At 29.3% G+C, this 13,507-nt stretch carries 13 protein-coding genes and 1 tRNA gene; 5 read left to right on the top strand and 9 right to left on the bottom strand.

Translation table 11 applies throughout. The features are described 5' to 3' along the window. The first annotated feature begins 126 nt into the window (after positions 1-126). Positions 127-828 (top strand): DUF6873 family GME fold protein, encoded by a 702-nt coding sequence (locus ACZ5TJ_RS06665; RefSeq protein WP_464202147.1) that lies wholly within the window; start codon positions 127-129, stop codon positions 826-828. 92 nt (positions 829-920) lie between these two features. Here ACZ5TJ_RS06665 and ACZ5TJ_RS06660 read toward each other — a convergent pair whose 3' ends face one another. After that, positions 921-1,562: an HD domain-containing protein gene (locus ACZ5TJ_RS06660; RefSeq protein ID WP_464202145.1), complete on the bottom strand. Its 642-nt coding sequence runs from the start codon at positions 1,560-1,562 to the stop codon at positions 921-923. A 118-nt stretch (positions 1,563-1,680) separates the two neighbouring features. Here ACZ5TJ_RS06660 and ACZ5TJ_RS06655 point away from each other — a divergent pair. Continuing rightward, positions 1,681-1,754, top strand: a tRNA-Cys gene (locus ACZ5TJ_RS06655). A gap of 57 nt (positions 1,755-1,811) precedes the next feature. On the opposite strand, the gene ACZ5TJ_RS06650 is transcribed toward ACZ5TJ_RS06655, so the two are convergent. The 6 genes from ACZ5TJ_RS06650 to ACZ5TJ_RS06625 form a co-directional block, all read right to left on the bottom strand. Then, positions 1,812-2,198, bottom strand: a complete 387-nt coding sequence (locus ACZ5TJ_RS06650) for a PqqD family peptide modification chaperone (RefSeq protein WP_464202143.1) — start codon at positions 2,196-2,198, stop codon at positions 1,812-1,814. Continuing rightward, a complete protein-coding gene (locus ACZ5TJ_RS06645; protein ID WP_464202142.1) occupies positions 2,179-4,152 on the bottom strand; it encodes an OPT family oligopeptide transporter in 1,974 nt (657 codons plus the stop codon). Before ACZ5TJ_RS06645 ends, ACZ5TJ_RS06650 begins: the two co-directional genes overlap by 20 nt. Positions 4,153-4,222: 70 nt before the next feature. Continuing rightward, complete coding sequence (locus ACZ5TJ_RS06640) at positions 4,223-5,677, bottom strand: aminoacyl-histidine dipeptidase (protein ID WP_464202141.1); 1,455 nt, start codon at positions 5,675-5,677, stop codon at positions 4,223-4,225. 252 nt (positions 5,678-5,929) lie between these two features. Next, positions 5,930-6,814 carry an Hsp33 family molecular chaperone HslO gene (gene hslO, locus ACZ5TJ_RS06635; RefSeq protein ID WP_045725593.1) on the bottom strand — a complete coding sequence of 295 codons (885 nt, stop codon included), beginning with the start codon at positions 6,812-6,814 and terminating at the stop codon, positions 5,930-5,932. A gap of 3 nt (positions 6,815-6,817) precedes the next feature. Then, complete coding sequence (locus ACZ5TJ_RS06630; RefSeq protein WP_464202139.1) at positions 6,818-7,564, bottom strand: class I SAM-dependent DNA methyltransferase; 747 nt, start codon at positions 7,562-7,564, stop codon at positions 6,818-6,820. Between the two features lie 66 nt (positions 7,565-7,630). After that, the gene (locus ACZ5TJ_RS06625; RefSeq protein WP_464202138.1) at positions 7,631-7,918 is read right to left on the bottom strand and encodes a small, acid-soluble spore protein, alpha/beta type; all 288 of its coding nucleotides are present in this window, start codon (positions 7,916-7,918) and stop codon (positions 7,631-7,633) included. Between the two features lie 199 nt (positions 7,919-8,117). On the opposite strand from ACZ5TJ_RS06625, the gene ACZ5TJ_RS06620 reads away from it, so the two are divergent. The 3 genes from ACZ5TJ_RS06620 to dapB are packed head-to-tail and all read left to right on the top strand — an operon-like array spanning position 8,118 to position 10,775. Next, positions 8,118-9,107 carry an aspartate-semialdehyde dehydrogenase gene (locus ACZ5TJ_RS06620; RefSeq protein WP_054199544.1) on the top strand — a complete coding sequence of 330 codons (990 nt, stop codon included), beginning with the start codon at positions 8,118-8,120 and terminating at the stop codon, positions 9,105-9,107. A 19-nt stretch (positions 9,108-9,126) separates the two neighbouring features. After that, positions 9,127-10,005, top strand: coding sequence for a 4-hydroxy-tetrahydrodipicolinate synthase (dapA, locus tag ACZ5TJ_RS06615; RefSeq protein ID WP_464202136.1), 879 nt, complete (start codon positions 9,127-9,129; stop codon positions 10,003-10,005). Positions 10,006-10,019: 14 nt separating this feature from the next. Continuing rightward, complete coding sequence (gene dapB, locus ACZ5TJ_RS06610; RefSeq protein ID WP_464202135.1) at positions 10,020-10,775, top strand: 4-hydroxy-tetrahydrodipicolinate reductase; 756 nt, start codon at positions 10,020-10,022, stop codon at positions 10,773-10,775. Positions 10,776-10,824: 49 nt separating this feature from the next. On the opposite strand, the gene ACZ5TJ_RS06605 is transcribed toward dapB, so the two are convergent. Together ACZ5TJ_RS06605 and ACZ5TJ_RS06600 are read right to left on the bottom strand one after the other, a co-directional pair. After that, positions 10,825-12,477, bottom strand: a complete 1,653-nt coding sequence (locus tag ACZ5TJ_RS06605) for a peptide ABC transporter substrate-binding protein (RefSeq protein WP_464202133.1) — start codon at positions 12,475-12,477, stop codon at positions 10,825-10,827. Positions 12,478-12,531: 54 nt separating this feature from the next. Beyond that, a complete protein-coding gene (locus ACZ5TJ_RS06600) occupies positions 12,532-13,506 on the bottom strand; it encodes an ABC transporter ATP-binding protein (protein ID WP_464202132.1) in 975 nt (324 codons plus the stop codon). Position 13,507 lies beyond the last annotated feature (1 nt).

Genomic DNA, 13,507 nt, shown 5'->3' with positions numbered 1-13,507 from the left:
GTAATAGTATGTATTAAATGCATTTTCACTATACTAAATATAAATTTGTAAAACTTCCTAGTTTTATTGATTTTTTAGCATATTCATAGTAGTTTAAATATATATTTATATTTAAGGAGGATAATTATGTATTCTTTTGTTGATTATAGAATTACTGAAATAGAATTCCTAAACTTAAAAAAGTACGGAGTTGTTCCTATTAAAGTCCCAAAGACAAATCTTGTTTATGATGCAATAAACGGTCATCCTGATATTCAACTATCTATAATTGATAGTAAAGCTAAACATATATTAGTTCATAAAGATATAGATAAATCATTTCTTAATATATTGAATGAATTTGATATAAAATTTTCTTTTTCTAAAAACTCATTAGAAAATAAATATCCTTACGACATAATATTAAATGCATTAATATCAGATAACTTTTTTATGCATAACTTAAAATTTACTGACCCTAATCTTTTATCTTTATGTAATAAAAAAACTCTTTTAGATGTAAAACAAGGTTACACTAAATGTTCTGTTTTAAAAGTAAAAGAAGATGCTTTTATAACATCTGATAAAATAATTTCCAACAAACTTAAAAGAAGCGGTTATGACACCTTATTAGTCCCGCCCGGTGATATAATACTTGAAGGACTAGATTATGGATTTATAGGTGGTACTGGAGGCATGATTGATGATAATCATCTTGCCTTCTTCGGTAGTCTTGATAATTATTTATATGGAGATCTTATAAAATCATTTTTATATAAACATGGGGTAACCCCTATATATTTAAGCGATTCTAAACTTATAGATAGAGGCAGTATTCTTTCAATATAATGTTCTCTATATATTACGTACTACTTATTAAAATGTTTCAATTTAGATTAATAAAAGCTATAAAAGTTTATTTTTAACTTTATAGCTTTTATTTACTTTATAAAATTAAGCTTTCCATATCCTAAATCTTTATATTTATCTAAGAACTCATGCATAGCTGCTATTATTTCAAGTTTATCTTCTTTCTCTAAATTTCCTCTTCCAAGTCTGTCGCATAAAAAAACTAGAGTAATATCATTTATATCTACTTTTTTTAACATCTCTTTAGTATTTCCAAAAGGAAGTTTATTTGTTATATATAAAAAATGCATATGGTATCTTACTAAATTACTGACTCTATTTAAAAAATCTGTATCGCTTATTCCCATATCCTGCATTAATTTTATACATTCATCTGCTCCTACTCTATCATGATCATAAGAGGTCCATCTTCCTTTTCTAAGCTTAGTTGTACTTATCTTTCCTATATCATGCATAAGAAGTGCCCACATAAAAGCTTTTTTATCATTAGCATATTCTCTATAATGTGCACCATTATCTAATACAAGCATTACATGGTTCCACACATTGCCTTCTGGATGATGTACTTTTGATTGTTCTATTTTCTTTAACTTCTTTAGTTCTGAAAGTGGATATTTATCTAATCTACCTTCTTCTAATAAATTATTAAAATATTTAGATGGTGTCTTATCTTCTAGTAAAATTTTATTTATCTCTTCAATCTTAATATCCATCTTTTATATGCACTCCTTTCATATCTAAATTTATTTTATCCAAAAAAATTTTTAAAATTCATTTTTAAAAGTTGTCATCTTTTTTTAATTTTAAGTATATAATAAACTATAAAGACAAGGCGCTATAGCCAAGCGGTAAGGCAGAGGTCTGCAAAACCTTTATCCCCAGTTCAAATCTGGGTGGCGCCTCCAATAAAAAAAGTGGACTGCTAATTTTAAGCAATCCACTTTTTTATTTGTATTTAATTTTTAACTAACTTTTTTGACTTCCTTAAATGATATCCATCCTTTTTTTGCAATATGATGAATATAAGGAACAACTCTATGAATTGAACTATCTATACTTTCATTGCATTCTTTTGCCATAATCTCTGCAATATCATAAACACATCTTTTACCATCTATAAGAAGCCACGCCTTTGTACATAGTTCATCAAAAGTTATATCACAACTAGGTGAAGTTTTATAAAGCCATCCAATAAATCTTTTAACTGGATCTTTAACTTCAAAGTAAATAACGACTTTATCATCTACTACCTTCCAGTTATTATACTTAATTTCAGGAACGTAGAGTAAAAAGTTATAGTTAGCTTTTTTGTTAATATTGTCTTTTTTATTACATTCCTTCTTTTTCATGTTTTATCTTAAAGTCCTTTCCACCTTTAACTGATGAAGTATAGAACCATAGAGCAAGAAGTAAGAACATTATAAGTGGCAACCAATTACTTTGTGTAATTGATGGTAAGAATTTTTCACCAAATCCAATGTTAACTCCAAATGTTGTAAGCATTGCAACTATTATACCCATAATAGCACCACCTGCAACAAGCCCTGATGCTGTAAGAATACCTTTTTCAACTGCTTCTCCTTTAGCATCTTTATCTTCATCTTTCTTAAATCTTTTTTCAACTAAAACTCTTATAACTCCACCTGCTAATATTGTTGCATTTAAAGTTATAGGAAGATATACACCAAGTGCAACTGGTAAAATTGGAATTCCTGCCATTTCACAGAATATTGATATAAATGCTCCAACAAATACTAAAGTCCATGGGATTTGTCCAGTTATTATACCATCTGCTAGCATTTTCATTAATGTAGCTTGAGGTGCTGGAACATCTAATGATCCAAGTCCATAAGCTTTATTAAGCATAAAGATTACAATTGCAACCATAATTGCTGAAAATACCATTGCAACCCACATCCATATATGATTATCTTTTGGAGTACCACCAATTATAAATGTTGTCTTAAGTCCTTGAGAAGTAGCACCTGCAACCCCTACAGCTGCTGCAACTATTGAAGTTACAATTAGTGATTTTTCTACTCCAACATTACCTGTAAGACCTGTTAATCTAAATATAATTGCTATAAATAAAAGTGATGCAATTGCCATTCCTGAAACTGGGTTATTTGATTCTCCAATTATACCAACCATTCTTGCTGATACAACAGCAAAGAAAAATGCAAATATTACAGCTAATATTCCGCCTAATACTCCAGCTTTAAACATTGGTAAAAGCCATGTTGCAAAAAATCCAACTAAAGCAGCCCCAATAAGCCATACTATAGGTGTTTCTTTAGTTGTTCTACATTTAGGTTCATTTTTTCCGTTTTCTTCTTCCTTAATAAGGCCTGTTATAGCTTGCTTAAAACTATTTATTATAGTAGGCATAGATTTTGCAAGTGATATAAAACCACCCATAGCAACAGCACCTGCACCTATATATTTAATATAGTTTGACCATATTTCCATTGCAGACATTTGAGATATTACTTTTGTTGATGGGAAAATAACATTACTTAATCCAGCGCCAAAGAATTTTATTAATGGAATAAGCCCAAACCATGCTACTAATGATCCACCAAACATTAAAAGTCCAACTCTAACTCCAACTATAAAACCAACACCAAGAACTGGAGCTAAAGTATCAAAACCAATCATTGTACCTTGATATCCTTTAAATGTATAAGTAGTTTTTCCACCCCATAATTTAAATCCATCAGATAAAAGGTTATATAAACCTCCAAGTCCAATACCAACTAAAACTGTTTTAAATGAACTTCCGCCTTGACTAGCTGTTACTAATACTTCTGAAGCTGCCATACCTTCTGGATATACTAAATTTCCATGTTCTTCGACTATTAAGTATCTTCTAAGTGGAGTAATAAAGAATACACCCATTGATCCACCCACAACAATAATTAATATTATAGTTAATAAACTAATGTTAAAACCAGCTAAAATAAGTGAAGGTAATACGAAAACTGAACATCCAGCTGCTGCTTCACCCATTCCAGATAATGAACATGAAAGATTTGCTTCTAATATATTATTCCTTTTAAATGTTCCTTTTAATATTCCTACAGCTAAAATTGCACCTGGTATAGCTGATGCAATTGTTATACCTACCTTTAATCCAAGGTAAGCATTAGCTGCTGCAAATATACATGCAATAATTACACCAACTATAATTGAATACCCTGTAGTTTCTGGCATAACATCTGAGGTCGGAACAAATGGTATGTAGTCCTCTCCCTTACAGCCTCCATAAGCTGTTTGAGATAGTTTTTTTCTTTCTACTGCCATATTAATCACTCCTTAAATTTTAAAAACTTTAGAAGCCACTAAAACTTTAGTGACTTCTATTTATTAATTTTTACTTCATTTCTTTTAAAACTTCTAAAAGGAATTCATACATTCTCTTAGCTGATGATATACCTAAATGTTCATTTACACTATGTGCATCAAATATATCTGGTCCAAAGCTTATCATATCTGTATCTTCCATTGTTTCTTTAAATAAACCACATTCAAGTCCAGCATGAATAGCTGTTACTTCAGCGTCTTTATTAAACATTTTTTTATAAATATCAAGACATAATTCTCTTATTTTAGAATTTGGATCATATTGCCATTCTGGATATTCAGAAATCTTTTCTATAGTAGCATGTGACATAGAAGCTATAGCACTTAAAGTATCAAACACTTCATATTTTAAACTCTTTATAGAACTTCTTATTGATGTAGTTATTTCTATATCTTTATCGTTAGTCTCTACTATTGCAAGATTTAAACTAGTTTGAACTAATCCCTTAATATCCAAGCTCATATTTTGTACTCCATTTGGCACAGAAATTAAGAAATTAACTAAATCATTAGTTTTACTATCTGTAAGTTGTTTATTTATATTAGAACAAGTACATTCTGAAACTTTTACGCTAACACTTGAATCTGATACTCTAAATTCATTTTTAAAGTCTTTTTCCATTTTACTAGCTATTTCTTCTATCTTTTTAATATCCTTTTCATCTTTTACTGAAATTACAGCAGTACACTCTTTAGCTATTGCATTATGTTTTGTACCGCCATTTATTTTCACTAAATTAAATGGTATATCATTTCTAATTTCATATAATACTCTTCCCATTAATTTGTTAGCATTACCTCTTTGCTTGTTTATTTCAATTCCTGAATGTCCTCCAAGTAATCCATTTATAGATAATGTTATGCATTTTCCTTTAACATCTTCTAAATCCTTTTCAAAACTTATTTTAGTATTAATTCCTCCAGCACATCCTGTTAAGAATTGACCTTCTACTTCTGAATCTATATTAAGAAGTATTTTACCATTTAGATTTTTAGTATTTAATTTTTCAGCTCCATTCATTGAAACTTCTTCGCAAGTTGTAAATACTACTTCTAAAGCTGGATGATCTATATCATCTGAATCAAGTATAGATAATGCATATGCTACTGCAATACCATCATCTGCACCTAATGTTGTATCAGTTGCATATAAATAATCTCCGTCTATTCTTAATTTTAAAGGATCTTTCTTAAAATCATGATTGCTTCCTGAAGTTTTTTCACAAACCATATCCATATGTCCTTGTATTATTACAGGAGCTATATTTTCATATCCTTTAGTAGCTGGTTTTCTTATAATTACATTTAATGCTTCATCTTGTATTACTTCTAAATTTCTCTTCTTTGCAAAATCTACTAGATAATCGCTTATTTCTTTTTCATTGTATGAGCCATGTGGAATTTTAGTTATCTCTTCAAAATAATGAAATACTTTCTTTGGTTCTAAGTTTTCACATACTGACATAAACATCTCTCCCTTTTTAATATTAATAAAGAGTAAAGAATAATTTTAAATTAATTTATATTTAAATATATACTAATATAAAACTATTCTCCCTAAAAAAATTGTAGACATTTAAAACTTAATAAGCAATATACTATGTATAAAATTAAAATAATAGTCATATTTTGGGCGTAATATGTAAATAAAAATTTTTATAATATAACTAAATGTTTACAAATAAAAAAGAGTTCAAATTAATGAACTCTTTTTAAACTATTTTCTACACTCTTTTAATAATTCTCCAATTTCATCGTGAGTTATTTCATATTTCTTATTACAGAAATGGCATACAATTTCTTCTGACTTATTATCATCATATATTTCTTGTAATTCTTTTTCACCAATACTTATTAAAGCTTTATTTACTCTTTCTTTTGAACAATCACATCTATATTCTGGTTCAATAGTATCTAATATTTTTGGATCCATATCCTCAAATATTTCTCCTATAATATCTTCTATTGTTTTTCCTTCTTCTATAAGAGTTGTTATTGATTTTAAATCTTGTATTCTATAAGTTATAAGATCAGCTAACATTTCATCTGCATCTGGCATCATTTGAATTATTACTCCTCCAGCTGCTTTTATTGAAAGATCCTTATCAACTAAAACTCCAAGTAAAACTGCTGATGGTGTTTGTTCTGATACTGTGAAATAGTATGCTAAATCTTCTGCAATTTCTCCAGTATATATTGGTACCTGTCCTACATATGGATCTTTCATTCCCATATCTTTTATTACATATAGTAATCCATTTGTTCCAACAGCACCACTTACATCAAGCTTACCATTTTCTTTAAGTGGAAGATCTACATTTGGATTTCCAACAAATCCTTTTACTGAGCCATCTGAATGTCCAGTAACTGTAACACCATTAAGTTCTCCACCACCATTTATTTTTAATGTTATTACTTCTTTATCTGATTTTAATTGTACTCCCATTAATGAACATGCAGTTAGCATTCTTCCAAGTGCCGCTGATGCAACTGGTGTACATTCATGTAAAGATACTCCTTCATTAACTAAATTAGTAGTTATACCTCCTACAAATCTAACCATTCCATCTTTAGCTGTACCTCTAATAATCTTATCTTTCATAAGTTATCCCTCCATCTCTTTTTTTACTACATATAATATTCTCTCTGAAGTTTCACATACACTTTTATTGTCATAACCTTCAAATTTATCCAATATCTTAAATTTACAGTCTTTTAATATACTTTCAATTTCAGATTCTTTATAAGCTCTTTCATAATGTTCCTCTTCAAATTTTTCATAAAGGTCTCCATCCTTTATAAAGAATGTTAAGAACATATTTACTATCTCATCTTCAAATACATTTTCCCATGAATAAAATACATCTTCTGAATTATAAGTATATATATTATTTCCTAAAATGTTAGATAGTTTATAATAAGAGTTTATATCAAATACAAAAATACCATCTTCTTTTAGATGATTATAGACACAATTAAAGTAACTCTTTAAATCTTCTTTTTCTAATATATAATTAGTAGAATCTAAAACACAACTTATTAAATCAAATTTATGATTTAATTCTAGCTCAGTCATATCTTGGCACACTAACTTACTTTTTATCTTTTCTTTTTTAAATTTATTAAAAGCTTCAATTAGCATATCTTCTGATAAATCTACAGCAAAAGAATCTTTAAAGGAATTAGCAAGTTTTAATGAAACATTTCCTGTTCCACAAGCTAAATCAAGATAATCATCGTATTTGATATTGTGCATATCCATTATCTCTTTTAATCTATTTGCTATTTTTTCATAGTCTATATCTTCATTTATTAATTCATCATAAACTTTAGCAAATTTCTCATATGCCATAAAACTCCCCCATTTCTTTATAAAATACTACCATTTATATTATAATTATTTGTAGATTAAGTCAAACTATTTACTTACATTATCCCCGTTTGTTTCATCTAATTTTTTTCTTCCTAATATAACATCATTAGTTGGTATATTAAGTTTTTTCTTTCTACTTGTCATTATACCTCCAATTCTTCCTGTCTCTTCAGCAGTTAAAGCTCCCCAGCCACCATTATCTATCTTATCACTTAGGCCAAGTTCTTCTGCTATTTCATATTTTATTTTTTCTCTAAGCTTTTCAGCTTCTGTTAATTCTTTATTTGATTTAAGTTTTGATTTAATTATTTTTTTTAAAGGTGTTTTACTCACAATTTCTCACTCCATTCTTCAATTTTATTCTTTCCAGAAAAAATTGTATTATTCCCGAAGCTATTTAATATAATATTGTGAAAAGTTTTTTAAAAAAATAGTTTTTCCCAATATTTTTCTAATATCACTTGATATTTATTTAATAAATACTTATAGTTATTGTATATACAAATATATATATAGTATTGGAGGGATTAATTTGTATAACGTTGCAATAGTTGGGGCTACTGGTAATGTAGGAAGAAAATTTTTAAGCATTTTAGAAGAAAGAGAATTTCCAGTAAAAAATCTTTACCTTTTTGCTTCAGCAAGATCAAAAGGAAAGAAAATGACTTTCAAAGGAAAAGAATATATAGTTGAAGAAACTATAGAAGAAAATATTAAATCAAAAGATATAGATTTTGCATTATTTTCAGCTGGTGGAGATACTAGCTTAAAATTTGCACCTATATTCTCAAAATATGGCGCAGTTGTTATTGATAATAGTAGTGCTTGGAGAATGGACCCTAAAGTTCCTTTAGTTGTTCCAGAAGTAAATCCAGAAGATATAAAATGGCATAATGGAATAATAGCTAATCCAAACTGCTCTACAATTCAAGCTATGCCAGTTTTAAAAGTAATTAATGATAAATACGGTTTAAAGAGAGTTGTTTATTCAACTTACCAAGCAGTATCTGGTGCAGGTATACAAGCTATAAAAGACTTAGAAGACGGAATGAAGGGTATTGCACCTAAGAAGTTCCCAAAACCAATTGTAGGTAATGTATTACCTCATATAGATGTATTCTTAGAAAATGGATACACTAAAGAAGAAATGAAGATGATAAATGAAACTAGAAAAATACTTCACATTGATGATTTAAAAGTAACTGCTACAACAGTAAGAGTTCCTGTTTTAAATTCACACAGTGAAAGTATAAATGTAGAAACTATAAATCCATTTGAACTTGAAGATGTAATAAAAACTTTAGAAGAAGCACCTGGAGTAACAGTTTGGAACGACGTAGAAAATCTTCAGTATCCAACTCCACTTGAAGTTACCGACAAAGATGATGTATATGTTGGAAGAATAAGAAGAGACTTTAGTATAGATAACGGATTAAATCTTTGGGTAGTTGCTGATAACATAAGAAAAGGTGCTGCACTTAATGCAGTTCAAATTGCCGAATTAATGATTAACAATAAATAGTTACGGAGGGATTTTAAATATGACAATATTTGAAGGTTCAGGTGTTGCAATAGTTACACCATTTACCAATGACTCAGTAGATTACGATAAATTAAAAGAACTTCTAGAATGGCATGTAAAAGAAGGAACCGATGCTATAGTTATATGTGGTACTACAGGAGAAGCTACTACTATGACTTTAGAAGAAAAAAAATCTGTAATTAAATTCACAGTAGACGTTATAAATGGAAGAATTCCTGTAATTGCAGGTAGTGGTTCAAATAATACAAAAGCTTCTGTTGAAATGTCTAAATACTGTGAAAGTGTTGGAGTTTCTGCATTACTTGTAATTACTCCATACTATAATAAAACAAATCACAAAGGATTATTAAAACATTTTGAAACTATAAATGATGCAGTTAATATTCCAATAATACTTTATAATGTTCCAAGTAGAACAAATATGAATATTACGCCTTCTACTTTAAAGGAACTTTCAAAGCTTAAAAATATTGTAGCAATTAAAGAAGCTAGTGGAAACTTAAGTCAAATTGCTGAAATGAAAGCTTTATGTGGTGATTCTATAGATATATATTCAGGAAATGATGATCAAATAATTCCTATAATGTCTCTTGGCGGAAAAGGGGTTATATCAGTTCTTGCAAATGTAATTCCAAAAGAAGTTCATAGCATGACTAGAATGTATTTAGATGGTAAATGCAAAGAAGCTTCTAAAATTCAAATTGATACTTTAGAACTTGCAAATGCATTATTTTTAGAAACTAATCCAATTCCTGTTAAGACAGCTCTTAATTTAATGGGATGTAATGTTGGTCCTTTAAGACTTCCATTATATGAAATGGATGATAAATTAAAATTAGATTTAGAAAACACACTAAAGAAATATAAATTAATATAAGGAGATATTAAAAGATGATTAAAGTTATATTAAATGGATGTTCTGGAAAGATGGGAACTGTAATTACAAATATATCAAAAGATTTTAAAGATCTTGAAATCGTAGCTGGTATTGATTCATTCCCTAAAGAAAATTCACCTTATAAAGTTTTTAAATCTCCTTCTGATGTTGATATAGATTACGATGTTTTACTTGATTTTTCTAGAGCTGATGCTTTAAAAGGATTATTAGAACTTACAGAAAAAACAAAAAAACCTCTTGTGATTTGTTCAACAGGATTTTCAGATGAAGATCTTAAACTTATAGATGAAAAGAGCAAAACTCTTCCACTATTTAGATCAGCTAACATGTCACTTGGTATTAATTTAATAAATTCTCTACTTAAGAAAGTAGCTCCTCTTTTATATGGAAATTACGATATAGAAATTATCGAGAAGCATCACAATCAAAAAGTAGATGCTCCAAGTGGTACTGCTCTTCTTTTAGCAGACACAATTAAAGATTCATTAAAAGATGAAACTAAATATGTTTATGGAAGATCTGGTTCACACAAGCGTGAAAAAGAAGAAATAGGAATCCATGCAGTTAGAGGTGGCTCTATAGTTGGAGATCACGATGTAATATTTGCTGGAACTGGTGAAGTTATAGAACTTTCTCACAAAGCTATTTCTAGAGAAGTATTTGCAGTTGGTGCTTTAAAAGCATGTGAATATATGGGCAATATAAAAAAACCTGGTCTTTACAACATGGATGATGTAATCGGACTATAATAAAAAAGAATGGTAGAAATTTTCTACCATTCTTTTTTATTTTTATATTTTATTCAAGATATGCTTTATCGTAGTATACTTGACCTAGTGGTGAAACTACAAATCCTTTTACTTTCTTATCTACAGCTTTAACTTGAGTGTAGTAGTAAATTGGGATAATTGGCATTTCTTCCATTAATATATCTTCAGCTTGTCTTAAAGCTTCTTTTCTCTTAGCTACATCTGTTTCATTCATAGCTTTTCTTATTAATTCATCATATTCTTTACTTGAGAATTTAGGGTCATTATTACCAAGACCAGTCATCCACATATCTAAGAATGTCATTGGATCTAAGTAATCTCCAACCCATCCATGTCTTGCAATTTGATAGTTACCATTTTTTCTTGCATCTTGGAATACTGCCCATTCTTGATTAGTAAGTTTAACTTTAACTCCAATTTTAGCCCACATTTGTTGGATAGCTTCTGCGATTGCCTTATTTCCTTCATCTGTGTTATAAGCTAATTCAAATTCTGGTAATCCCTTACCATCTTTATAACCTGCTTTTGCTAATAACTCTTTAGCTTTAGCTATATTTCCATCATTATCTTCTGGAGTCCAGTATTTTTTATCTGCAAATTCTTTTCCATCTTCACTCTTTATTCCCTTTGGAACAAAACTCCAAGCTGGAACTTGACCACCTTTAGCTACTTCTTTAACTATTTGTTCTCTATTTATAGCTAAATTAAGTGCTTGTCTAACTTCTTTTTTGCTTAATGCTTCTCTAACTTTTGAATCTAATTTATCAGCATGATTATTTACATTTATAGCATAGAAGTAAGTTCCTAATTGATCAAAGATTTGAACTAAGCCTTCTTCTTTTCCTTTTTCTATTTCTACAGAAGGAACTTTATCTGAAACATGCATTTCCCCATTTTTAACTGCTGCATACGCTGCTGTTTCATCAGCAAGCATTTTGAAAGTTAATTTATCTAATTTTACTGAATCTTTATTCCAATAGTTATCATTTTTAACAAATTCATATGAATCTTTCATAGTATAATTAGTCATTTTAAATGGTCCATTTGAAACATAAGTATCAGCCTTTTGAGTCCATGTATCTTTATTTGCTTCAACAATGTCTTTTCTAACTGGCATATATGTTGGGAATGCTGTAAGTTCTAAGAAATATGGTGTTGGATTTTTAAGTGTAACTTCTAAAGTTTGAGGATCTACAACCTTTATACCTAAATCCTCAGCTTTACCTTTTCCTGTATTAAATTCTTCTGCACCTTTAATATAGTATAATTGGAATGCATAATCTGCTGCAACTTTTGGATCTAATGCTCTAGTCCATGAGTATTTAAAATCTTCAGCAGTTACTTCCTTTCCATCTGACCACTTAGCATCTTTTCTTAGTTTAAATGTATAAACTAATTTATCGTCAGATACAGTATAGCTTTCTGCAACACCTGGTGCAGGTTTTAAGTTTTCATCCATTCTGTATAAACCTTCAAAGGCATTAGCAATTACAATTGAACCATCTACAGCATTATTAAGCGCTGGATCTATTGTTTTTACCTCTGTTCCTAGGTTATGGATTAAATTCTGCTCACTACTTCCGCTGCTTGAATCACTGCCACCGCAACCAGCTAATACTGATGTTCCAAGTACTGCAGTTAGTAAAAGCGCACAAATCTTTTTGATTTTGCTATTTTTCATCTCTTTTCCCCCTTAATATTTTATATATAATTCAAATTAATGAATTAATAACTATTAATATAAATGGCAAGCTACAAAATGTCCTGGCTCAACCTCTTTAACTTCTGGATCAACATTTTGGCATATTTCTTTTGCATATTTGCATCTGCCTTTAAATCTACATCCAGGTTTTGGATCTATAGGAGATGGAATATCCCCTTCTAAAACTATTCTTTTATTTGATTTTGCAAGGTCTGGATCTGGAATTGGAACTGCTGATAAAAGTGCCTTAGTATATGGATGTTTTGGATTTAAATAAACATCATCACTTGGTCCTTTTTCAACCATTTTTCCTAAATACATTACCCCAATATGAGTTGAAATATGTTTAACCATTGAAAGGTCATGAGCTATAAATAAGTAAGTAAGTCCAAGTTCTTCTTGCAGTTCCTCAAGCATATTTATAACTTGCGCTTGAATTGAAACATCAAGTGCTGAAATCGGCTCATCACATACAATAAAATCAGGCTCAACTGCAAGTGCCCTTGCGATACCAATTCTTTGTCTTTGACCTCCTGAAAATTCATGTGCATATCTATTTATATGGCTTCCATTAAGACCAACTTTATCTAAAAGATATCTAATTCTATCTTCTCTTTCTTTGCCTTTATATAATCCATGAATATCAATTGCCTCCCCAATAATATCACCAACTGTCATTCTTGGATTAAGTGATGCATATGGGTCTTGGAAAATCATTTGCATCTTTCTTCTTAAAGGAATCATTTCTTTTTCATTTAATTTTGTAATATCTTGTCCATTAAAAATTATTTGTCCACTTGTCGGATTATAAAGTTTTAGAATAGTTCTTCCTGTAGTTGTCTTACCACAACCTGATTCTCCAACAAGCCCTAAAGTTTCTCCTTTATTTATTGTAAAAGATACATCATCTACAGCTTTAACATAACTTGGATCTCCAAATAATTTTCTTTTTGCTTGGAAAAACTTACATAGATTTTTAACTTCTAAAACTACTTCTTTTTCTTTCATC

Source organism: Clostridium budayi (assembly GCF_055396605.1).
Note: the sequence above shows the minus strand (reverse complement) of the source record. Positions and strands in the feature narration are given on the sequence as shown.